Below are 25,573 nucleotides of genomic sequence, written 5' to 3'. Positions count from 1 at the left end.
CTGTGATAAAGGATTTTCATAAGTGGCATCGCTTTATTATTATGACCCGGTAAATAAATGGTTGAAATGCCGGAAACAATGTTTCCGGGGACCTGACCCACCGTCGAAATGGAATTTACAATGTTTCCGGGGACTTGACCCACCGACGAAATGGAATTTACAATGTTTCTGAGGACCTGACCCACCGACGAAGTGGAATTTACAATGTTTCCGGGAGGTCGACAGTGGGTTATCTCCCCGGAAACATTGTTTCTCGTAAAGGCACTCACTTCCCGGATTATTATGTAAAGAGCCCCTTTATGTGATTTTGTATGTGAATTAAAGATATTTGTATTCTTTCTCTTCCGGATTGTCTTTATCTTTGTGTGATTAATGAATTTGATGATTTGGCTTCATTTAAACATATAAATTCAACCCAAAATAAGAAAACATGAATAAGAAAAATGTATTGGCTATTGCTTTGGTCGCGATGACGGCCTGGATTGGAAAGCCAGCTATGGCAGCTCCCGGTAACGACGCCTTTGACCCGGTAGAGTATGCAATGCCGTTGATGGGAACTCAATCGAGCTTTGAACTATCGACAGGAAACACTTATCCCGCCATTGCCCGTCCCTGGGGGATGAACTTCTGGACTCCCCAGACAGGAAAGATGGGAGACGGATGGCAGTATGTATATACCGCAAATAAGATAAGAGGATTCAAACAAACCCACCAGCCAAGTCCGTGGATCAACGATTACGGACAGTTTGCCATTATGCCCGTAGTGGGCGCTCCTGAATTTGACCAGGATAAACGTGCCAGCTGGTTCTCCCATAAGAGTGAAGTGGTGAAACCTTATTATTATAAAGCCTATCTGGCCGATCACGATGTGATAACGGAGCTGACTCCGACCGACCGTGCCGCTCTGTTCCGTTTCACCTTCCCGGAAAACGACCATTCTTATATTGTGGTAGATGCGTTGGATAACGGTTCTTATATCAAAGTCATTCCGGAAGAAAACAAAATTATCGGTTACTCTACCAAGAATAGCGGCGGTGTTCCCGAGAACTTCAAGAACTACTTTATTATCGAATTCGATAAACCTTTTACCTACGAAGCGACGTTTGCCGACAACACGCTGAAGGAAGGTTCGAAAGAACAGACTTCCAGTCATGTGGGTGCCGTGATCGGTTTCAAGACGAAGAAAGGCGAGATCGTTCAGGCCAAGGTGGCTTCTTCCTTCATCAGCTTCGACCAGGCTGCCATCAATATGAAAGAATTGGGTAATGATAATTTCGATACCCTGGTTTCTAAAGGCAAACAAGTCTGGAACGATGTCTTGGGTAAGATCGAGGTAGAAGGAGGAACATTGGACCAGTACCGTACATTCTATTCCTGCATGTACCGTTCACTGCTTTTCCCGCGTAAGTTCTACGAAATAGATGCAGCCGGAAACGTAGTTCATTACAGTCCGTATAACGGTGAAGTGCTGCCGGGATATATGTTTACCGATACCGGTTTCTGGGATACGTTCCGTGCCCTGTTCCCGTTCCTGAACCTGATGTATCCGTCTATGAACAAGGAAATGCAGGAAGGTCTGATCAATACCTATAAGGAAAGCGGCTTCTTCCCCGAATGGGCAAGTCCGGGACACCGTGGTTGCATGGTGGGTAACAACTCGGCTTCCATCCTGGTAGATGCTTATATGAAGGGCGTAAAGGTCGATGACCTGGAAACGATGTACAAAGGCCTGATCCACGGAACGGAAAACGTACACCCGACAGTGTCTTCCACCGGCCGTCTGGGACATGAGTATTACAACAAACTGGGATATGTGCCTTACGATGTCAAGATCAATGAAAACGCAGCCCGTACGCTGGAATATGCTTATAACGACTGGTGTATTTATCAGATCGCCAAAGAACTGGGCCGCCCGAAGAAAGAACTCGACCTGTATGCTAAACGTGCCATGAATTATAAAAATCTGTACGACAAGGAAAGTAAACTGATGCGCGGAAAGAATGCCGACGGTACTTTTCAGTCACCGTTCTCTCCGTTGAAGTGGGGGGATGCTTTCACCGAAGGCAATAGTTGGCATTATACCTGGTCTGTCTTCCACGATCCGCAGGGACTGATCGACCTGATGGGTGGCAAAGACTCTTTTGTGATGATGCTTGATTCCGTATTTGCCGTTCCGCCATTGTTCGACGACAGTTACTACGGACAGGTAATCCATGAGATCCGCGAAATGCAGATCATGAACATGGGTAACTATGCACATGGCAACCAGCCGATCCAGCATATGATCTACCTGTATAACTACGCCGGACAACCCTGGAAAGCGCAGTACTGGGTACGTGACGTAATGAATAAGATGTACACTCCGACACCTGACGGTTATTGCGGTGACGAAGACAACGGCCAGACTTCCGCCTGGTATGTATTCTCAGCCCTGGGATTCTATCCGGTGGCTCCGGGTACTACGCAGTATGTGTTGGGCGCCCCGTTGTTCAAGAAGGCAACACTGCATTTCGAGAATGGAAAGAACCTGGTGATCAACGCTCCCGAAAACAGCGACAAGAATATCTATATCGAGTCGATGTCATTCAACGGCGTGAATTATACCAAGAACTATCTCGACCACAACGAACTGCTGAAAGGCGGTGTCCTCGATATTAAGATGGGCGACAAACCCAACCTGAACAGAGGTGTTAACCCGGAAGACTTCCCTTATTCATTCTCAGTGGATGAAAAGAAGAAAAAATAAATACAGAATTGAATACTAAGATGAAATTAAACAAAAAAATCAAGACATCTGTTGCCTTGCTGGCTTCAGCTTTTTTACTGGCCTCCTGCGCTGCCGGAGGAGGTCTCCCGTCGGAGCAGAAAAGCCCGGTAGACTATGTCAATCCCTATATGGGAAACATCAGTCACTTGCTGGTGCCTACCTATCCGACCGTACATTTACCTAACAGTATGCTCCGTGTCTATCCGGAGCGTGCCGACTTTACAGGTGATATGTTGAGCGGACTGCCGGTTATCGTAACCAGCCACCGCGGAAGTTCTGCTTTTAATCTGAGCCCGTATCAGGGAGAAGAATCCGGATTGAAGCCGGTTATCAATTACAGCTATGACCATGAGAAGATCTATCCGTATCGTTACCAGGTATATCTGGACGATAATAATATAGATGTAGACTTTGCCCCTTCGCATCAGAGTGCCGTCTATGGCATCACTTTTGAAGGAGAAGGGCCTGCCTATCTGATCTTCAACAGCCGTAACGGGCAGTTGAAGAGCGATGGAAAGAGCGTCAGCGGTTACCAGTTCGTAGACCGGAAGACGAAAGTCTATCTCTATGCCGAAACAGACAAAGCTCCGCAACAATGTGGCGTATTGGGAGATAACACCGTGAAATACGGTGAAACGTCGGTAGAAGGTAAAGACGCTGCCCTTGTCCTTTCTTACGGGAATGACGTGAAGAAACTCGGTGTGCGTTACGGTATCTCCTTCATCAGCGAAGACCAGGCAAAGAAGAACCTCGAACGTGAGATCGCCGCCTACGATGTGGACGTTGTAGCCAAGATCGCCCGCAACGACTGGAACGATGCCCTCGGCAAAATCCAGACGCAAGGCGGAACCAACGACGACAAGACCGTATTCTATACCTCTTTATACCGTTGCTACGAACGTCCGGTCAACCTGAGCGAAGACGGCCGTTACTACAGTGCCTTCGACGGTCAGATCCATGAAGACGGCGGTCGTCCGTTCTATACCGACGACTGGATCTGGGATACCTACCGTGCAACCCATCCGTTGCGTATCCTGATCGACAATGAACGTGAAAGCGATATCATCAACTCTTTCCTGCTGATGGCGGAACAGATGGGTACGAACTGGATGCCGACCTTCCCGGAAGTGACCGGCGACTCCCGTCGTATGAACTCCAACCATGCCGTTGCCACCGTGATCGATGCCTGGAAGAAAGGTTTACGCGGCTTCGACCTGGAAAAGGCTTATATTGCTTCAAAGAAAGGTATCGAAGAGAAAACACTGATCCCCTGGTCGGCTGCCCCTGCCGGATGGTTGGATGATTTCTATAAGGAACACGGTTATATCCCTGCATTGAAACCCGGTGAAAAGGAAACGGTAGCCAACGTCTCTATCTGGGAAAAACGCCAGCCGGTAGCCGTTACGCTGGGAACAGCCTACGACCAATGGTGTCTCTCACAGATAGCAGCCGAACTGGGTAAGACTGACGAAGCCAAACATTACCTGCGCGAATCCTACAACTACCGCAACCTGTTCAACCCCGCAACCCGTTTCTTCCATCCGAAGGATAAAGACGGCAAGTTCATCGAACCGATGGATTACCGTTATGACGGTGGCCTGGGTGCCCGCGATTATTACGATGAGAACAATGCCTATGTGTATCGTTGGGACGTACAGCATAACATCGGCGACCTGATCTCTATGATCGGTGGTGACAAAGCATTCGTTTTGGATCTCGATTCCATGTTCAACGAACCGCTCGGTATGTCCAAATGGAGTTTTTATTCCTTCCTTCCCGACCATACCGGCAATGTAGGTATGTTCTCGATGGCCAACGAGCCGAGTCTGCATATCCCGTATCTGTATAACTATGCCGGTCAGCCCTGGAAGACTCAGAAACGTATCCGTACGCTGTTGAACCAGTGGTTCCGTAACGACGTGATGGGTGTCCCCGGTGATGAAGACGGTGGTGGCATGTCTGCTTTCGTAGTGTTCAGCCAGATGGGATTCTATCCGGTTACTCCTGGTTCGCCTACCTATAATATAGGTAGCCCGGTATTTACCGATGTGAAGATCGACCTGGGAAACGGCAATGCGTTTGAGATCAAAGCAAACAACGCTTCCGAAGAAAACAAATATGTGCAGTCGGCCCGCTTGAACGGGGAAGTCTTGAACCAGCCTTGGTTCCAGCACAGCGACATCGCCCAAGGCGGCCTGCTTGAACTTGAAATGGGTCCGAGAGCCAATAAAGAGTGGGGGACAAAGACACCTCCGCCTTCAGCAGCTCCGATGCCTCAATAATGATTTTCTTTCCTGATTTGATCTGGAATTCTTAAAATAAAATCAGCCAGGTAGTATATGGGTTTGCTACTTGGCTGATTTTTTTTGGATATTCTGTTGTGGTTGATATTAATTGGTTGGTTGTTTCCGCTTTATACGGATAAATGTTTATCTTTGTTCAACAACTAGATATAAGTTAAAATAGCGTATAATGATGAGTCGTAAATTACCGATAGGAATACAAGATTTTGAAGATATTCGGAATGGGAACTATTTGTATGTCGATAAAACAGCATTGATTTATGAATTGGTGATGAAGGGAAAGCCTTATTTTCTCAGTCGTCCCCGTCGTTTCGGAAAGAGTTTACTGATTTCTACATTGGAGGCCTATTTTCAAGGAAAAAAAGAACTATTTGAAGGTTTGGCCATTGAAAAATTAGAACAGGAGTGGAATACTTATCCGGTGTTGCATCTTGATTTGAATGCCCGTAAATATGAAACGGAAGCAGATCTGGTAGCTATTTTAAATCAATATCTGGAAATGTGGGAAGCTGTTTATGGAGATGAAATGAAATTGCGTGTTCCGGAAGAACGTTTTTTCTATGTCATTCGTCGTGCCTGGGAACAAACCGGGCGTCAGGTAGTTGTTTTGATCGACGAATACGATAAACCTCTTTTGCAGGCGATTAATAATGAATCTTTGATGGAAGCCTATCGGCGTACGATGAAAGCGTTCTATGGCGTTCTCAAAAGTGCTGACCGTTACTTGCGTTTTGTATTCCTGACCGGTGTCACTAAATTTGCACAAGTAAGCGTTTTTAGTGATTTGAACCAACTTAATGATATAAGCCTCGACTATAATTATGCAACTCTTTGCGGTATAACACATCAAGAGTTAACTGCGAACTTGCGTCCCGAATTGGAACAGCTAGGTCAAATGCAGTCACTGACATGGGAAGAAACAGTTGAAATGATGGTGAAGCAATACGACGGCTACCACTTTCATCCGAACCGGGAGGGAGTGTTTAATCCTTTCAGTACGTTAAGTGCATTAGACAAAAGAGAGTTTGGCGATTATTGGTTCCAGACCGGAACTCCCACCTTTTTGGTAGAGTTATTGAAGAAAAGTGAATACGACCTTCGTCTTTTGATCGATGGTGTAGAGACACAAGCATCGGCTTTTACCGAATACCGTGCTGAACGGAACAACCCGATCCCGTTAATCTATCAAAGCGGATATCTGACAATCAAAGAATACGATGCTCGTTTTAAACTCTATAAACTGGAATTTCCAAACGAAGAAGTGCGTTACGGATTCCTAAACTTTATCACTCCTTTCTATTCTTCCATCACTGAAGAAGCAAGAGGCTTCTATATCGGTAAATTTGTCCATGAACTGGAGTCCGGCGATGTCGATGCTTTTATGCGACGTATGCGTGCTTTTTTTGCGGATTTCCCTTATGAATTGAATGACAAGACAGAGCGTCATTACCAGGTTGTCTTTTATCTGATCTTTAAATTGATGGGGCAGTTCTGTGATGCAGAGGTCCGTAGTGCCAAAGGCCGTGCGGATGCAGTTGTCAAAACTGGAGAATATATTTACGTTTTCGAATTTAAGTTGGACGGAAGTATAGAAGATGCTTTACAACAAATAAACGATAAAGGATACCTGTTACCTTATCAAATAGATCATCGTAAACTTATAAAAGTCGGTGTTTCGTTCGATCGGAAAGAACGGAATATCGGAGAATGGGGAATCGTTGAGGAGAACCCTTCTGCAACTTCGATGCCGAAATAAATGCATAATTAAAAACGTTTATCCATATATAAATTAAAAAATAAGATCAAATAATTAATGGGATAAAAGTGAAATGACTAGAAAAAACGATCGTTTTTTCTAGTCATTTATTCGTGTGCAAAAGTATTCTTTATAATCCAATAATCAAAGCCTTTTCTAAATTATTATTCCCCTAAGTATCAATATTATGCCTCTGATTCATACGAAATATCTGTTAATCAGTGATTAACGATTTTAAACAGAAAAAGGGTGACTAGAAAAAACGATCGTTTTTTCTAGTCACCCTTTTCTTTGTACAGGCTTTGAAAAACAAGCAATAATCGTTATTTCCGTTATGGGACTGACGAACATTTTTATGATATATGACTAGTATTAATGTGTTGAAAATCAGCGATTTTATCATTCTCTTCTCGAAGCAAAAATACTTTAATCGGTGGATAATCTTTTTTATAGACCTGTTTTTCTCGGTTTTATCCACTTTTTTAGTTTTTGCGACCCTTGGCAATATTTTGAAAATAAGTCTGCCGGTACATGAGTTTATTTATATAAATCTCTTTTCCATCCTATGCAGTACAATCTGTTTTCTCTCCTGCCAGACCTATAAAGGTGTCATTCGTCATTCTACTTTTACAGAGACGGGGCGTATTGCTATTGCCTCCTTTGTGAAAGCTGCTTTGATGATTGTAGTCCTTTCCTGTTTTATCCACTCGTTATCTTTTCTTCAAGTCTTTTTAGGAGGTCTGCTTGATTTATTCCTGACCTTCTTCATCCTGACAATATTTCGTGCTTTATTAATAATAATGTATAGCATGATAGTTAGAAGTGTGGCTTCCAATAATGAGAGGCTGTTGATTTACAGGGAGGAAGACGCTGTATCTAATTCGCCTGCCACTTCCCTTTGGAAACAATCGGATAATTATCAGATTGAAGGGTATATACGAATAGGAAAAAGAAGTAAGATCCGTATAGGAGGATGTCCGGTCTATTCGGTAAAAGATCAGTTGGAATTTAATGGTTTGGTAAACCGAAAAGGTATCAAGGCTATTTTGTTTACCGACTATCATGCAGTAAAAGCAGAAAGTGAACGCCTGGTTCGTTATTGTGAGCGGAAAAAGGTTCGTATGTTGATGCTTCCTACTGTGGATGAGTTAAAAGGAGGGACAGTCAATTTACGAAATCTACCGGAGGTTCGTATCGAAGATCTGTTAGGACGTGATGAAATAAATATCAACCTGAAAGAAATAGCAGATGAATTAGGGGGTAAAGTTGTTATGGTTACAGGCGCTGCCGGATCTATCGGTAGTGAACTTTGTCGACAACTTTGTACATTTGGTTTGAAGCAACTGATCTTGTTTGATAGTGCCGAGACACCTATGCATACCATCCGTTTGGAGTTGGCAGATCGTTTTCCCGATGTTGTCTTCACTCCGATCATGGGAGATGTCAGGATGCTTGCCCGTGTAGAAAGTGTTTTTAAAACTTTCCATCCCCAATATGTCTTCCATGCAGCAGCCTATAAGCATGTCCCTCTGATGGAAGAAAACCCTTGTGAAGCTGTACATACCAACGTCCAGGGAACCCGTAATATGGCCGACATGTCCGTAAAATATGGTGCCGACAAATTTATTATGATCTCTACCGATAAGGCAGTCAATCCTACCAATGTGATGGGAGCCTCCAAACGCCTGGCCGAGATCTATGTGCAGAGTCTGAGTATAGCGATAAGTAAAGGGTTACATCCGGGAAAAACCCGTTTTATCACTACCCGCTTTGGTAATGTGTTAGGCAGTAACGGTTCTGTCATTCCCCGTTTCCGTGAACAGTTGGCTAAAGGAGGTCCTTTAACAGTCACCCATCCCGATATTATCCGTTATTTCATGACAATCCCTGAAGCCTGCCGCCTTGTTTTGGAAGCTGCTTTTATGGGTAAAGGAAATGAGATTTTCGTATTTGATATGGGTACCCCGGTAAAGATTGCCGACCTGGCACGTCGAATGATAGAATTGGCCGGTCTTATCCCCGAAAAAGATATCGAAATAAAATATACCGGCCTTCGTCCGGGTGAGAAGTTGTATGAAGAGTTGCTGGCAACCAAAGAAAATACTCTCCCCACTAACAATGCTAAAATCTTTCGTGCAAAAGTGAGAAAATATGATTTTATGGATATATCAATACTTATTACACGCTTGGTAGATCTATCTATTCGAGTAGAAAAGTTGGAAGCTGTGAAAGTGATGAAATCAATTGTGCCGGAGTTCGTAAGTAAGAATTCTGAGTATGAAAAATTGGATAAATAATCTAAATAGATAAATTATGCAAGCTTGTTTTATGGAACGACTTCTACGGGAAATGGTTAATACATACTCCTTAATATATTTTTTGTGGGAGGATTAAGGAGTAAAGCCATAAGTGCTGTAAAATGGACTGCTTTGGAAAGAGTAGGAATACAAATTCTTCAATTTGCTATAGGTATTATTGTTGCTCGTTTAATTTCTCCGTCGGAATATGGAATAATGGGGATGTTAACCATTTTTATCTCTTTGGGTTCTGCAATGCTAGATAGTGGATTTGGAACAGCTTTAATACAACTCAAAGAAAAAACAAATATAGATTATTCTACGGCTTTTTATTTTAATGTTGTTGTAGGTTTGTTTGTATATTTACTTTTATATATTTGTGCTCCATTTATTGCCAGTTTTTATAATTTGCCGGCTTTAGTAAATATCACTCGAGTTTACGGGATAACTCTATTTATAAACTCGTTGACTATTGCTCAAACATCTAAATTGACGTCTGAATTATGTTTTAAGCTTCAATTTTATGCTAATTCAATTTCACTGGCGTTGTCTGGAATAGTAGGTATAGTAATGGCATATTATGGCTTAGGCGTATGGGCCTTGGTGGTTCAAAATGTTCTTTGTGCTTTTATTCGGATGATATTATTGTGGTGCGTATCCAAATGGAGGCCCTTATTTCGTTTTTCTATACAATCTTTTAAATCTCTTTTTTCATTTGGTTCAAAAATGCTATTGATTTCATTTATAGATATTATATATGATAATATTTATGCATTGATTATAGGGAAATATTATAAAACATTAGATGTCGGTTATTATGTGAGGAGTCAACAGTTTGTGTTTGTTCCTCAATCTGTTCTTCAACAGGTTGTTTTGAAAGTCAGTCTGCCAGTATTATCTCCTTTACAGGATGATAATATTAAATTGTTAGGTGCTTATGAAAAAATATTTGCTTTTTCGTTGTTCTTTATATATCCATTTCTGATATCGATTATAGTATTGTCTTCCTCAATAATATATGTATTACTAGGTGAAAAATGGATGTCATGTGTGCCTTATTTACAGATATTATCTTTTGGAATGTTGTGGATACCTTTAACACTAATTAATTTGAATCTTATTATTGTAAAAGGACGTTCTGATATTATTTTGAAAACAGGTATTTTGAAAAAAATGATAGGTTTTATAATTGTGTTTATTACAGTGCAATTAGGTATGTATTGGATTTGTTGGGGAACAACTGTATATGCACTTGTCGCTTTTTTAATTAATGCTAATCAAACAGATAAATTATTGGGCTATGGATTAATTAAACAGCTTAAAGTTATCTATCCCATATTTATTAAGTCATTATTAATGGGAGGAATTATGTTTATTACTATATTTTTTATTGTATCTCCATTACTGAAAATTTTAGTGGGTGTTAGTGTCGGTATATTAAGTTATACTCTATTAGCCATAGTAACAAAGGATATTTCTTTTGTAGAAGTATATAATATTATATTAAATAGAAAATGAATATGAAGGGAGAACTTCATTTGTTGATTATTTGGGAAAAAGCAAGATATCTGCAGGATAATATATTAAATGATATTAAACAGAATCTTAAAATATTGGAATGTTTTGAGATAGAGTGGTCACGTGATTATGTTGCAAAGAATTTTACTCGTTTTTATGGTGTGAAATTACCTAATCGTTCTTTCAAAGAGAAAGAATGTGGCTGCGGTAAGTTTCTTCTTATTTTAGTGTGGGACGATACTCCTCATTATGAAATGAGAAAAACAAGTCATGGTGAAGAAAATGTCAATATAAAAATGTTTGATTTAAAAACGAAATATCGTAAATTGACAGGCGGAGGACATAAAATTCATGCTACAAATAATACTCAAGAAACAAATCATGATATAACATTACTATTAGGTATAAATTATAATGATTATTTGAGTATTGCTATTCGTTCTTGGGATAATGAAATTAAGCAGGTAAAAAGAAATCTATCAGGAACAGAAACATGGAAAAATTTGGAAGAGTTATTTTACGTACTCAATAATACAGTAGATTATGTAATATTAAGGGGATTTGAGAATTTATTCACAGATAATGTTTTAGAAAAACATTTAGATATTGACTTGTTGATAGAAGATTATAAAAATGTAGTTTATTTATTGAATGGTTCTCAAATTTGTTTTTTCCCTATTCGTCCTAAAGTAAAGGTGATGATTAATGGGAAAGTCTATATATTTGATTTATGGGAAACAAAGTTACCATATCATACATATTTGTGGCATAAAAGAATGTTACAATATAGAATTATGAAGAGAGGAGTGTATTGTTTAGATATTGAGAATGATTTTTATGCACTAATTTATCATTGTCTGATTCATAAAAGTCATATATCATCTGATTATTTGCCATATTTAGAAAAAGAATTTTATCAATTGAAGTTAGATAATATCTATGATATAGATAATTATACATATCCTATGGATTTGTATTATGACTTATTGATTAAATTCATGAGTAAAAATAAATATGAATTTTCGAGAGTAGAAGAAGATTGGCATTGTTTTTATTCAAAGAAGGTAGTTGGATTAGAATGTGCTTGTAATTATTTGAAGAATAATACTCCAATTCAGGACATTCAACCTTGTTTAATAGGTAATTATACTGATAGTGGGTATGTTTATTTTAAAGGATATTTAGATGGGTTAAAAACTTTTATCAAATATGGAGGAGTGAAGGGATCTTGTGAGAATGAATATTTTTATTCAAAAAAGATATCTACTTATAATTCAAAGTATTTTTTATCTCCACTATTTTATTTGAATGATGGAGAACATTCTTTAGTTGTATTTGAATATTTGGATGGGATTAAGTTATCTGATTATCTAAAATACGCAAGTATAAGAGAAAAATTAGAAATTCAGAAACAAATGGGAGAGATTTATCAGTCTTTATATGAATCGCATATTGTTCACAGAGATATACGACCTGATAACTTTCTGGTGGTTGATGGAGTATTGAAATTGTTAGATTTTCAATTTTCGGTAGATGCTTTGAATTATAAAGAAGTACAGTCTTTGATTGACAATCCGGAGATGGCTGTGGCTCTTGGAACTAAAGAGTTTAAATATAAAAAATATGGATGGAATGATTCTTGTTCTTTGAAAAAAACATGTTTGTCAATAGGGCTCAATATCGATGCTAGAATAGATAAATCAAATGTGAAAATTAATATGCCAATTACTCTTGTTATAAAATATTTTATTTGTAAGATGGAATCTTTTATTATGCGTAGATTATATTATTTTTTTGTTAGAGTATTTGTTTTTTTTGATATTTGGGGTGATATACCCAAGATACAAAAATATTTGTATAATAAACTTTGTAAAATGTAAATCTGTATGGTGGCAATTTTACTTGCAACATATAATGGTGAAAAGTTTCTTATAGAACAACTTAATTCTATAATTAATCAATCATATGAAGATTGGACTTTATATATTCATGATGATGGATCTTCAGATGGAACAATAGCTATTATTAATCAATATTGTGACCAATATGAAAATATAATATATTTACCAGATCTTATTGTTCACAGAGGAGCAGCTCAAAGCTTTATGTGGCTTCTAGAACAAGTGAATGCTGATTATTATATGTTTTGTGATCAAGATGACGTATGGTTACCTTATAAGATAGAAAAAACATATATAGCGATGCAAGAGAAGCCTGTAGATAGTCCTGTGCTAATCTTTTCCGACTTAGTTGTTGTAGATTCCGATTTGAATATTATAAATAAATCATTTTGGTTTTATTCTAAACTTGAAAAGTTAGTTAACAACTCAAATTATTTGAAAGTCTTGAATTACGTTACAGGATGTACTATGATGATAAATGAAAAGGCTAAGCTTGTCTCTTTAAGGAATAAATGTATGTGTATGCATGATTCATGGATTGCAATGTGTGTCTTAGCTAATAAAGGAGTTATTTATCCTATTAATGAAAAAATGACTTTATATAGGCAGCATGAAAAAAATGTCTTAGGTGCTGCTGAATATCATTTTCCAATACTGAATATGCTACATTCAATGAAGGAAAATATAAATAGGTATTCTGTTGTAAATAAAATTATTAATATGAATTTATTTGTTTACTTATATTATCGTATTTGTGTGATTTTGAAACGATTGAGATAATATTGTTTTGATTTGTTTATATGAGATCTTTGTTTTTAATAGTGTTATTACTTTCTCTCTCTGTTGGATTTTCAACAAATGCTGGTTATATGTTTTTCTTTATTCTTCTTTTTTTATCTTCAATTAGAATTGTTAGATTGAAAATGAAATTTTATTTTTCAAATAAAATTGAAGATTATATTGCTTTGTTTTTCTTTTTGGTTTGGTTGTATGGCTTTATTAGAGGAATTATTTTAGATAATAATATTACTTATATTGTTGCTAATTTTGCTGGAATGATTTGTTATTTATTTTATTTTATGTTGTCTTTATTTAGGATATCAAAAAATGAAATTGAATTAATAATTTTGAATGCAAGTTTATTTATATGTTTATATTCTATTTTAGGTTTTATTTCTTTTATTGGAGGGCTCAATATTCCTTTTTATGAAAATAATGCATATGTGACTCCTGATGGACAATTGAGAGTGATGTATTTTACTACAGCTACTATTGTATATCCATTATTAGGTTATTCTTACTATTCTTTTATTTCAAATTTGAAAAAAACAAACTGGATGAGTAGTTATTCTTTTCTCTTTCTATTACTATCTATATTTTCATTATGTATTATTACTGCATCCAAAGGTTTTATTTTAGGTTGTTTGATCATTTTAGGAGGAATAACAATAATTGTACTATTTCGCGCTATTGTTCGGCTTAAAATGAATGCCTCTATTCTTATCTCTTCTTTTATTTTGATATTTTTTTCTGTATTACTATATTTTTTAGATTATTGGCTATTAGTAGAGAACTTATTTTCTTCGGAAGCAAGTGGAAATAGTGTTAGATATGATCAATTATATTATATGTTAGATGATTTAAGTTTTTGGGGTAAAGGATTGGGAGCAACTATTTCTGGAATTGTACGTTCACAAGATGCTCCTTATGGTTTCGAATTGACATATATTAATTTAATTCATAAGTTTGGTGTTTTTTCACTTTTTTTGTTTGGGGGGTGGGCATACATGTTTTTTAGATCCATATGTATACTCTGGAAGAGTAAAAATATTGAATCTGTTATAGTTTTTTCATCTTTAGGATATATGTTTCCTTCTATTGGAAATCCTTTATTAATGCATCCAACTTTGGTTTTGTTGAATTGTCTTACTTTATATTTAATAAAAATTTATCCGAGATGAAAATCAGTGTGTGTATGGCGACATATAATGGAGCTAGATTTGTTTGTGAACAATTGGATTCTATATTGTATCAAATTTCACATAATGATGAAATTGTGATTGTAGATGATTGCTCTAAAGATAACACAGTAGATTTAATTCGAGCTTATAGTGATACACGAATAAGGATTTTTTGTAATTCAGAGAATCTAGGAGTGAATAAGACTTTTGAGAAAGCTATATCGTTAGCTTGTGGAGAGTATATTTTTTTATCAGATCAAGATGATATTTGGTGTCCGGGACGTATGAAAACTATGAAAGATGCTTTAGATATATCTAATGTATTACTAGTTTCTACACTCTTTTCTTGTATAGATGGAGATGGTAATACTTGTAGTACATTATCTCCTATGCTACATTCGTTAGATTCTAATAGGTATATCAGGAATATTTTTGGAATATTCTTGAAAAAACGTTCATATTATGGTTGTGCTATGGCTTTTAGATATGAATTGAAAAATATCATACTTCCTTTTCCTTTTTATATAGAATCTCATGATTTATGGATTGCTTTTGCTGCTAATATTTGTTGTTCTAATTTGCATTTAGAATATTGTTCTTTATTGCATAAAGTGCATGGTGAAAATGCTAGTATTGTTAAAAGAAATATTATAAGAAAAATTAATTCTAGAATTATCTTTTTGATTTCAATTATTCATCTTTATCTAAGAAAGTATATGTGGAAATTTATTACTAGAAATAAATAGCTATGGTAAATAAGACTGAAAAAACGTATCAGATTTGCACTCATTGTGTTATGGACACAAAGTCAGATCCATCCATGATAATTGAGTCTAATGGAAAGTGTGAGCGTTGTAATATGTATGAAAAAACGGTTGCGGCTCATTGGAACCATGGTCGAGGGCATGAGAAAGAACTTGAGGTACTATTGACAAAAATCAAAAAGGCGGGAAAAGGGAAACAATATGATTGCCTTATTGGTCTGTCCGGTGGTTTTGATTCTAGCTATGTTCTACATATGGCCGTTAAGGAATGGGGGCTACGTCCTCTTGTTTTTCACGTGGATTCGGGTTTTGATTTACCGCTTGGTGTTCAAAATATTAATGCTATATGCAATAAGTTAGAGGTTGATTTAAAGATTGCGAAGATTGATCGGGAAGATATGCGTAATTTCCAACTTGCCATGTTCCGTACTGGCTTGACTTGTTTGGATATACCTCAGGATCATGCTTTTGTGCAAATGGTTGAGCAGTATGCTGTAGATAATGGTATTAAGTATATTCTCAATGGTGAAAACATATCAACCGAGGTATATACTAATCCTGCGTATTGGGGAGCTGTATATGGGGGGAGTACGACAGATACTGTATTTCTGAATGATATTTTGGAAAAACATTCACCCTCACCATTGAAAAATTATACGTTTACGAATACCTATCGCAGAAAGATTTGGCTACCCTATATAAAAGGAATTAAGGTGGTAAAACCTTTGAATCTTATACCATATAACTATGAAGTTATCAAGAGGACTCTTTTTGATGAATATGGATATATTGCGTACCCACAAAAGCATTTTGAGAGTTTGATAACAAAATTTTTGGAGGCTTGGTGGTACCCTAAACGTTTTGGCTATGATGTACGTAATCATCAGTTATCCTCCCTTGTTGTGACGGGGCAGATGACTCGTGAACAGGCATTGGAAAGATTATCCAATCCCTCAGTAACGGAAGAGGAAGGCTGTGAGATGTTTAAACAGGTAGCTGAATTCTTACGTATATCGGAGTCAGAGTTACAATCCTATCTCAATATGCCTTTTATGAGAGGTTGTGAATATAAGCATGGGAGTCGCTGGCTGATTAATCTTGGCGTGAAAATAATGTTTGCGTTAGGAAAAGAAAAACGAGTAAGGAAATAGATTTGTATTGTCCTAAGCTAAATACAATCATGTCAATTTTTAAAGACAAAGTCCTGTTGATCACAGGCGGTACCGGCTCTTTCGGGAATGCCGTACTTCGTCGTTTCTTGGATAGCGACATCAAGGAGGTTCGTATCTTCTCTCGTGATGAGAAGAAGCAAGATGATATGCGTCATTTCTTGCAGGCACAACGCCCGGAGGTGGCTCATAAGGTGAAGTTTTTTATTGGGAATGTGCGCCAGCGGGAGGCGGTGGATTTTGTGATGGATGGAGTGGACTATGTGTTCGCTGCTGCAGCCTTGAAACAGGTTCCAAGCTGTGAGTTTTTCCCAATGGAGGCTGTTCGTACAAATGTGGAGGGAACGAACAACGTACTGCTTTCCGCTATCGCTCATGGGGTTAGTAATGTGGTGGTGCTCTCCACGGATAAAGCGGCTTATCCAATAAACGCCATGGGGATCTCCAAGGCGCTTATGGAAAAGGTTGCGATTGCTCAGGGGCGTGCCTTGGGTAAGGATGCCAAGACTACGATTTGCTGTACTCGCTATGGGAATGTGATGGCATCTCGTGGTTCCGTGATCCCTTTGTGGGTGGAACAGATGATGGATGGTAAGCCTATAACCATCACTGATCCGGAGATGACGCGCTTTATGATGACACTGGATGATGCGGTGGATTTGGTGGTTTATGCTTTTACCCATGGAGAAAATGGAGATCTTTTTGTGCAGAAAGCTCCTGCGGCTACACTTTCTACCTTGGCCATGGCTTTGAAGGAGATCTATACTAAGGTAAATCCTAGGTATGGGGAGACCGAGGTGAAAGTGATCGGAACCCGTCATGGCGAAAAACTGTATGAGACGTTGGTGACTCGTGAGGAGATGGCAAAGTCGATTGATATGGGGAATTATTATCGTATCCCTTGTGATAACCGTGACTTGAATTATGATAAGTTCTTTACCGAGGGTAACGAGGAAGTTTCTACTATTGAGGATTATCATAGTCATAATACCGTTCGTCTGGATGTGGAGGGCATGAAAGAGCAGTTGATGCGCTTGCGTTTTATCCAAGAGGATCTGGGGTTAGTGTCTGGCTCCAAAGGTCGTGAAATCCGTAGTGAGTAAGTAATACAAAAGAACAGATATTGTAATGAAAATTCTTGTTACCGGTTCCCAAGGATTCGTGGGGCGGAATCTAGTATCCCAATTGAGGAATATTCAGGAGGGGAAGGCGAGATGTTATGGCGACTTGACAGTGAGTGCTGTCTATGAATATGATATAGATTCTACTTCGGAAGAGTTAGAGGTTTATTGTCGTGATTGTGACTTTGTGTTCAATTTGGCGGGAGTGAACCGTCCGCAAAGCCAAGAGGAGTTTATGCGAGGCAACTTTGGTTTTGCATCTACGCTGCTCGATACCTTGAAGATACATCATAATAACTGCCCAGTGATGATTTCCAGCTCTATCCAGGCTACGTTGGCAGGACGTTTCGGTACTTCCGAATATGGTAAGAGTAAGAAGGCGGGTGAGGAGTTGATGTTCGAATATGGCAAGGAGACTGGTGCTAAGGTATTAGTGTACCGCTTTCCGAACCTTTTCGGTAAATGGTGTCGCCCGAACTATAACAGTGCAGTGGTTACCTTCTGTCATAATATAGCGAACGACTTGCCTATCATGGTGAACGATCCTATGGTAGAATTGGAACTGCTTTATATCGATGACTTGGTGGAGGAGATGATCGCTGCCTTGAGGGGGAAGGAGCATCGTTGCGAGTTTGATGGAGTAGAGACTGTATTGACCGAGGGGGGACGTTATTGCGCTGTCCCGATCACGCATAAGGTGAAACTGGGTGAGATTGTGCGTTTGCTGGAGGAGTTCAAGAGTCAGCCCGCTACGTTGGTCTTACCAGAAATTCCGTATGGCAGTTTTGCTAAGAAGTTATATAGTACTTTCCTAAGTTATTTGCCCAAGGAGAAAGTTTCCTTTCCGTTGAAGATGAACGTGGATGCTCGTGGTAGTTTTACCGAACTGCTCCGTACCAAAAACTGTGGACAGGTGAGCGTCAATATCTCTAAGCCCGGTATCACAAAAGGTCAGCATTGGCACCATACCAAATGGGAGTTCTTTATTGTGGTTTCCGGTCATGGCTTGATACAGGAGCGTAAGATTGGATCGAATGAGGTAATTGAGTTTGAGGTGAGTGGAGAGAAGATCGAGGCGGTACATATGTTACCTGGTTATACGCACAATATCATAAATCTTTCCGATACGGAGGATTTGGTGACTGTGATGTGGGCAAACGAAAGTTTTGATCCAGACCGTCCTGATACTTATTTTGAACCTGTAAAATAAGAAAGATTATGGCTGCATTTAAGAATAACGGAAAACTGAAGTTGTTGATTATTGTGGGAACCCGTCCGGAGATTATCCGGTTAGCGGCGGTAATAAATAAGTGTCGTAACTATTTTGATGTCGTATTGGCTCATACCGGGCAGAATTACGATTACAACTTGAATGGGGTTTTTTTCAAGGACTTGAAATTGGCCGATCCCGAGGTTTATCTGAATGCCGTAGGCGATGACTTGGGTGCTACGATGGGCAATATCATCGATAAGAGCTACAAGCTAATGGTGGAGATCAAGCCGGATGCTGTATTGGTATTAGGGGATACCAACTCTTGCTTGAGCGTGATCGGTGCGAAACGTTTGCATATTCCTATTTTCCATATGGAGGCGGGAAACCGTTGTTTTGATGAGTGTCTGCCGGAGGAAACCAACCGCCGTATCGTGGATATTACCAGTGATGTGAATATCTGCTACAGCGAGCATGCCCGTCGCTATTTGAACGCTAGCGGTGTAGCTCCGCAACGTACCTATGTCAGCGGGTCACCAATGGCAGAGGTGTTACATGAAAATTTGGTCGAGATTGAGGCGAGCGATGTGCATCAGCGTTTGGGCTTGGAGAAGGGTAAGTATATTCTGTTAAGTGCCCATCGAGAGGAGAATATCGATACCGAGAAAAACTTCACCTCCCTTTTTACGGCCATCAATGCCATGGCAGAGAAGTATGATATGCCTATCCTTTACAGTTGCCATCCTCGCAGTAGGAATCGGTTAGAGAAGAATGGTTTTCAGTTGGATAAGCGGGTGATTCGTCAGGATCCTTTGGGATTCCATGATTACAACTGCTTGCAGATGAATGCTTTTTGTGTCGTTTCGGATAGCGGTACACTACCGGAAGAGAGCAGTTTCTTTACGAGCGTAGGTTATAGTTTTCCGGCTGTTTGCATCCGTACTTCTACTGAGCGTCCGGAAGCGTTGGACAAAGGGTGTTTCATTTTGGCGGGTATTAATACCCATGACCTGTTGCAAGCCGTGGATCTAGCCGTTGAGATGAACCTGAATGGCGATAACGGTTTGCCTGTGCCTAATTATACTGATGAGATTGTATCTATTAAGGTGGTGAAGCTTATTCAGAGTTATACGGGTGTGGTAAACAAGATGGTGTGGAGGAAGGAGTGATTATGAACGTTCTGTTTCTGACGATGTCGTCAGGTTTAAAAAATATAGAGACAAGTGGTATTTACACGGACTTGATACGGAAATTCCGAGACGAGGGACATGAGGTATATGTTGTCTATCCTAGGGAGCGGCGATTAAGACTACCAACAGAGGTGAAGCATGAAGGTCGGGTACATTTATTGGGTGTTAAGACACTGAATGTCACTAAAACGAATCTGATTGAAAAAGGATTGGGACAGGTGACGTTGGAGAGACAATTCAAGTTGGGGTTGGAAAAGTATTTTGGAAAGGTCAAGTTTGATATTATTCTCTATTCCACTCCGCCGATTACTTTTACAAAAGTGATCTGGTATGCCAAGAAGCGAAATCCGAAGGCAGTGAGTTATCTTTTGCTGAAGGACATCTTTCCCCAAAATGCGGTGGATTTAGGAATATTGACCAAGGATGGTTTGAAAGGGGTCCTTTACCGGTTATTCCGGAAAAAGGAGAAGGATTTATACCGAATCTCGGATTATATCGGCTGTATGAGTCCGGCGAATGTGAAGTACGTGATAGAACATAATCCAGAGATTGATCCGGCTGTGGTGGAGATAGCCCCCAACTCTTATGATATCCCTTCCGAGATTTCCGTTGAGTATGGGGTTACTGATCATATCCGACAAAAATATGGATTGCCTATAAATAAGCCTATTTTTATTTATGGAGGTAATATGGGAAAACCGCAAGGTATTCCTTTCCTTATAAAGTGTTTGGAAGCTGTGAAAGACAGGATAGACAGCTATTTTGTAATAGTGGGTGATGGTACGGAGTATTCAAAGTTGGAGGCTTTTATGCGGGAGCGGAAACCCAAGGCTGTGTCTCTATTTAGACGTTTACCCAAAGATGATTATGACCAGTTGGTCAAAGTCTGTGATGTAGGGCTAATTTTTTTGGATTACCGTTTTACTATTCCCAATTACCCTAATCGTTTATTGCCTTATTTGATGGAACGTAAACCTATTATTGCCGCTACAGATCCCAATTGCGATATAGGAGTATTGGCAGAGGAGAATGGATATGGAGTCTATTGTCCAAGTGATTCTGTTGAAACATTCGTCAAAGCTATAGATAAGATGCTTGTTTCGGATATGCGACAAATGGGAGAAAATGGTTACCGATTCTTTTTGAATAATTACACAACCGAACATACATATAAAGCGATAATGAAGCATATCGTCAAGTGAGTACTTACGATATAATCAGGTGCCTTAATTAAGGAGTATGCTCTAATTGAGTGCTTATCTATGAATTAAATAATAGGAGGAATATTTATGTTATATGATGAGAATTTTGTTAAACCAGAAATTAGAGATGGTTGGCCTGTCTCTGAAATGATAAAAAAATCGTGGTGGATTCAACTTGACCTTTTACAGGTATTTGATCGGGTGTGCAAAAAGCATAATTTACGCTGGTATCCTATAGGAGGGGTACTGATTGGTGTTATTAGGCATAAAGGTTTTATTCCTTGGGATGATGACATTGACGTTGCAATGCCTAGGGAAGACTATGATAAATTCATGGAAATTTGTCCAAAAGAGCTAGATAATCCTTATTTTTTACAGTCTCCATTGACAGATAAAGATTGTTATCAGACTTGGCTGAGTTTAAGAAATAGTGATACCACAGGTAATAGAATCTCTTGTATGAGTAAACGCCTGAATAATGGTGTAGCAATAGACATTCTTCCATTAGAAGGTTGTGAAGACAGCTTATTTCGATATAAGTTACGTCGATTCCCAATGCGAATAGTCTCAACTATTTGCAATACATATGTAAATGAGTTTAATACTAGTACAACAGCTAATATTCTACGTAAGTTCTTACGTATGTTTAGAATTAATTATCTGGCTGTGTATAGGTGGCTGGAAAGGCAGAATTCTAGGCATACATGGGATAAATATAATAAGGTTACTCTTACGTTACTTGCTGATCCAATAGCAAAAGATATTCGACATGTAATCTGGGAGAAGGAAGATTTTATGAGGACTGTTGATATGCCTTTTGAAAATATGATTACTCTTCCTGTTCCAGTTGGTTATGACAGAATACTGAGAACTGAATACGGTGATTACATGCAGTTTCCTCCAATAGAGAAGCGAAAAGGAAAGCATGATATTATATTTGCGCCGGATGCTCCGTATAAGGAATATTGTGCGGCAAATTATGGGGTGAAATACTGAGAGTAAACAAGAAATAGTAAAATGAACATAGCTGTTATACTTGCAGGTGGTACAGGTACACGGATCGGGACCAATATACCGAAGCAATTCATAGATGTGTTTGGGAAACCAATATTAGCCTATACTCTTGAAGTTTTTCAAAACAATTGTAGTATCGACGCTATTGAGATCGTGTGTCATAAGGATTGGCTTAACGAGGTGAAACGAATTGTGGATGAGTATCATTTGGACAAAACAAAATGGCTCACAACAGGTGGTTCTACATTTCAAGAGTCCACGATGAATGGTATTTTCAATCTTAAAGGTAAACTTTCCAGAGATGATATTGTAGTTATCAGTTTTGGAGTTTCGCCGATGACTACGGATGAAGTAATTGAGGATAGCATTCGTGTGTGTAAAGAGCGTGGTAATGCGATTGCCTCTGAGGATATGGTAATGTGTACCTGTATTAAGGATGTTACGGATAGTGAGGAAAGTTCTGTTGAACCAATTCTACGGGAGACTATTAAGGGATTTGCGAATCCATGGACTTTTAAATTTGGTGAGCTTTGTGACGCATATGAGGTCGCTGCAGAAAAAAATATTCTAAGTGACCTTGAGCCGCATACGACATCCCTATATTTTGCTCTTGGAAAGAGGGTTTTCTTTTCAAAGGGTACGAATAATATTTGTAAGATTACATATCCAGAAGATATCAATACGTTTAAAGGCTGGTTACTTTTGAAAATGTACGAAGAAGGTAAAATTAATTTGGAGGAAAATGAATAATGATTAACTACAAGGAATTTGAGATTGTTCGAACGTTACTTAAGTTAGGAGAAAATATAGGAACGGACGTTGCTGCTTCTGTGTATGATAATGTTCGCTACTATGTATTCAAGTCAAAAGAGGAAGTGAGTAAATTGCTTGTTACCCTTGAGTCTAAAGGTTATTTGACGGATAATAAGGTAACAGAGGATGCTATGAAAGAAATAGCACCTCTAAAAGTTGAAAATGCTGTTATTCTTGCTGCTGGTGGTTTGGATATTACTGCTAAATCTGTTTATTCTATGCCGAAAGGTCTTTTTGTTAAAAATGGAGAGACTTTAATTGAACGGCAGATTCGTCAGCTGAAAGAGGTTGGTATTGACAATATTACGGTTGTAATCGGATATAAGCAGGAGCTTTATTTTTTTCTTGCTGATAAGTGGGGAGTGAATTTGGAAATTACCCCGGATCTTAAGAAAAACAATATATATTCTTTATATATTGCAAAAGATTTTTTAGGCTCTACATACATTTGTAATTGCGATAATTATTTTGAAGAAAATCCTTTCTCTCTGTATGAATATAATTCTTTTCATGCGACAGTTTATAAAGAAGATGCCCATAATGAGTTGGTTGTTAAAAAAAACAGTTCAGGACGTATTACTAATATTTATTCTTGTGGGAAAATAGGAGAGTGCATATATGGACACGCTTATGTGGACAGGGAGTTTTCGTATAGGTTTGTAAGATACCTTAATGAGGAAATAGATGATTTCAGGATTTCTTCCCTTTTCTGGGAGGAATTTGTGAACCGCCATGCGGAAGATTTGGATATGTATGTTCGGGAATATCCATCTGATTTCCTTTTTGAATTTGATTCGATTCAGGAAATTCAGAATATTGATGGATTATTCCTTGATAGTGTAAGTAATAAAATCAATTCTACAATTTGTGAAGTACTTCGTTGTACGAAAGATGAAATTCGTGACATTGTTATTCTACAGAAAGGATTAAGTAACATCCTGTTTACTTTTATGGTTAGAGGTGAGCGATATATTTTCCGTTTTCCGGGAGACAGTACCCAATTTTTTATATACCGCAAGAATGAGTGTGTGGCGCAAAAACTTGCTGCGAAAGCACATTCGGACGATACGTATGTTTATATTGATGAGACAGGAATGAAAATATCCAAATTTCGTGAAAACAGTGTTGACCTGTATGGTGTCTATTATCAGGATGTTGAACTTATGAAACGTATTGCGAAAAAAATACGTGCGTTTCATGAGGAAGGTTATAATCTTCCGAATAGTGAAGAGTATGATTATGATCCGATTTATCAAACAGAGCGACTTTTTAATGAGGCTTCTAAAATGAAAGGAGATCTGTTTAAAGTATTTGAAACTGAATGGTCTATGATGCGAAGACTTCAAAAATATGCAGATATGGATGGGGTAAAGCACACGATGTGCCATAACGATATTAATATTGACAATGTTCTACTTACGGAAAATACACTGGATATCATAGACTGGGAGTTTGCCGGTTATAATGATCCAGGATATGACTTTGGTCGTGTAATTGCAGGATTGGAATATGATGTGAATGAACCTAAAATATTAGATATTCTTGAGGCTTATTTTGGACGTCCAGCTACAGAAAAAGAGCATCTTCACTGGATGGCTTATGCAGCAATTCATAACTGGTATTATGTAGGTTGGGCTTTGTACAAGGAAAGTATCAGTGAAAGCAGCCGTGATTGGATGGTATTCTTCTTTAAACAGACAAAGAAATTGGCTAACTGGTGTCTGCCTAAATATGAAGCGATGTATGGTTCAATAACTAATATGGAATAAATCACTGTAATGGTGTAATGAAATCAGATCTCGTAAGAACAGTTCCGACGTCATGAGGTTGTCCGAGAATTACAGGATGGGCGCAGGTAAATGGGTAATGATATCAGTTGGAAACGAAAGTTTGAGTTGGATGTATGGAACGTGGATTCTGTTTCTTAATCTGCTGTAATAATTATTAAATATGTATGGCCTTTTTTTTAAGAGGATAATTGATTTTATTCTCGTGTTCTGTGTATTGGTCGTGATCTGTCCGATACTGCTTCTGATAACTATATGGTTACATTTCGTAAACAAGGGAGCCGGTGTTTTCTTTTTACAAAACCGTCCGGGTAAAAATGGCAAAATATTCAAAATAATCAAATTCAAAACTATGACGGACGAGCGTGATGCCGAAGGAAACCTTTTACCAGATGAGAAACGTTTGACGAAGATCGGTAAATTTATTCGTTCTACTTCAATTGATGAATTACCTCAACTAATTAATGTACTAAAAGGCGATATGGCGTTAATAGGTCCTCGTCCATTATTAGTCAAATATTTACCATTATATAGTAAGGAACAGGCTCGTCGTCATGAAGTTCGTCCAGGGATTACAGGGTGGGCACAATGTCATGGACGTAATGCTATTAGTTGGACAAAGAAACTCGAATTGGATGTTTGGTATGTGGATCATGTTTCGTTGATGACAGATATCAAGGTGATATTTCTTACTATTAAGAAAGTACTATTTCGTGAAGATATAAATTCTACTACATCGGCAACGATGGAAGGATTTAATGGAAAAAACTAATAAATTTAATTTAATACATACCAGTAGT

General features: G+C 38.5%; 18 protein-coding genes. All 18 read left to right on the top strand.

The annotated features are described in order from the left end of the window. The first annotated feature begins 430 nt into the window (after positions 1-430). On the top strand, positions 431-2,746 hold the full coding sequence (locus K6V26_RS12115; RefSeq protein WP_129698728.1) for a GH92 family glycosyl hydrolase: 2,316 nt from the start codon (positions 431-433) through the stop codon (positions 2,744-2,746). Positions 2,747-2,766: 20 nt separating this feature from the next. Further along, complete coding sequence (locus K6V26_RS12110) at positions 2,767-5,049, top strand: GH92 family glycosyl hydrolase (protein WP_224265444.1); 2,283 nt, start codon at positions 2,767-2,769, stop codon at positions 5,047-5,049. A 190-nt stretch (positions 5,050-5,239) separates the two neighbouring features. Then, on the top strand, positions 5,240-6,826 hold the full coding sequence (locus K6V26_RS12105) for an ATP-binding protein (RefSeq protein ID WP_224265443.1): 1,587 nt from the start codon (positions 5,240-5,242) through the stop codon (positions 6,824-6,826). 362 nt (positions 6,827-7,188) lie between these two features. Beyond that, positions 7,189-9,123 carry a UDP-N-acetylglucosamine 4,6-dehydratase family protein gene (locus K6V26_RS12100; protein WP_195586730.1) on the top strand — a complete coding sequence of 645 codons (1,935 nt, stop codon included), beginning with the start codon at positions 7,189-7,191 and terminating at the stop codon, positions 9,121-9,123. Positions 9,124-9,207: 84 nt separating this feature from the next. Continuing rightward, positions 9,208-10,641, top strand: coding sequence for a lipopolysaccharide biosynthesis protein (locus tag K6V26_RS12095; protein ID WP_048317970.1), 1,434 nt, complete (start codon positions 9,208-9,210; stop codon positions 10,639-10,641). A gap of 2 nt (positions 10,642-10,643) precedes the next feature. Next, positions 10,644-12,521 carry a protein kinase domain-containing protein gene (locus K6V26_RS12090; protein WP_224265442.1) on the top strand — a complete coding sequence of 626 codons (1,878 nt, stop codon included), beginning with the start codon at positions 10,644-10,646 and terminating at the stop codon, positions 12,519-12,521. Between the two features lie 6 nt (positions 12,522-12,527). Next, positions 12,528-13,322, top strand: a complete 795-nt coding sequence (locus tag K6V26_RS12085) for a glycosyltransferase family 2 protein (RefSeq protein ID WP_195586728.1) — start codon at positions 12,528-12,530, stop codon at positions 13,320-13,322. Positions 13,323-13,342: 20 nt separating this feature from the next. Next, positions 13,343-14,503: a hypothetical protein gene (locus tag K6V26_RS12080; RefSeq protein ID WP_152683199.1), complete on the top strand. Its 1,161-nt coding sequence runs from the start codon at positions 13,343-13,345 to the stop codon at positions 14,501-14,503. 14 nt (positions 14,504-14,517) lie between these two features. Beyond that, entirely contained in the window at positions 14,518-15,249 is a 732-nt protein-coding gene (locus K6V26_RS12075) for a glycosyltransferase (protein WP_262905168.1), read from the top strand. Positions 15,250-15,251: 2 nt separating this feature from the next. Beyond that, the gene (locus K6V26_RS12070; RefSeq protein WP_224265440.1) at positions 15,252-16,418 is read left to right on the top strand and encodes an N-acetyl sugar amidotransferase; all 1,167 of its coding nucleotides are present in this window, start codon (positions 15,252-15,254) and stop codon (positions 16,416-16,418) included. A gap of 29 nt (positions 16,419-16,447) precedes the next feature. Then, on the top strand, positions 16,448-17,539 hold the full coding sequence (locus K6V26_RS12065) for a polysaccharide biosynthesis protein (protein ID WP_224265439.1): 1,092 nt from the start codon (positions 16,448-16,450) through the stop codon (positions 17,537-17,539). Between the two features lie 25 nt (positions 17,540-17,564). Then, positions 17,565-18,767, top strand: coding sequence for a capsular polysaccharide biosynthesis protein CapF (locus tag K6V26_RS12060; RefSeq protein WP_048317739.1), 1,203 nt, complete (start codon positions 17,565-17,567; stop codon positions 18,765-18,767). An 8-nt stretch (positions 18,768-18,775) separates the two neighbouring features. Beyond that, positions 18,776-19,936 carry a non-hydrolyzing UDP-N-acetylglucosamine 2-epimerase gene (gene wecB / locus K6V26_RS12055; RefSeq protein WP_048317737.1) on the top strand — a complete coding sequence of 387 codons (1,161 nt, stop codon included), beginning with the start codon at positions 18,776-18,778 and terminating at the stop codon, positions 19,934-19,936. Between the two features lie 2 nt (positions 19,937-19,938). Then, on the top strand, positions 19,939-21,159 hold the full coding sequence (locus K6V26_RS12050) for a glycosyltransferase family 4 protein (protein ID WP_224265438.1): 1,221 nt from the start codon (positions 19,939-19,941) through the stop codon (positions 21,157-21,159). A gap of 87 nt (positions 21,160-21,246) precedes the next feature. Further along, entirely contained in the window at positions 21,247-22,155 is a 909-nt protein-coding gene (locus tag K6V26_RS12045; RefSeq protein WP_053078092.1) for a LicD family protein, read from the top strand. 21 nt (positions 22,156-22,176) lie between these two features. Continuing rightward, positions 22,177-22,923, top strand: coding sequence for an IspD/TarI family cytidylyltransferase (locus K6V26_RS12040; protein WP_048317734.1), 747 nt, complete (start codon positions 22,177-22,179; stop codon positions 22,921-22,923). Then, positions 22,923-24,755: a phosphotransferase gene (locus tag K6V26_RS12035; RefSeq protein ID WP_195586727.1), complete on the top strand. Its 1,833-nt coding sequence runs from the start codon at positions 22,923-22,925 to the stop codon at positions 24,753-24,755. Before K6V26_RS12040 ends, K6V26_RS12035 begins: the two co-directional genes overlap by 1 nt. Positions 24,756-24,936: 181 nt before the next feature. Beyond that, positions 24,937-25,545: a sugar transferase gene (locus K6V26_RS12025; protein ID WP_048317730.1), complete on the top strand. Its 609-nt coding sequence runs from the start codon at positions 24,937-24,939 to the stop codon at positions 25,543-25,545. The last annotated feature ends 28 nt before the right edge of the window (positions 25,546-25,573 follow it).

The sequence above is a fragment of the Parabacteroides goldsteinii genome (genome assembly GCF_020091425.1).
GTDB lineage: Bacteria > Bacteroidota > Bacteroidia > Bacteroidales > Tannerellaceae > Parabacteroides > Parabacteroides goldsteinii.
Note: the sequence above shows the minus strand (reverse complement) of the source record. Positions and strands in the feature narration are given on the sequence as shown.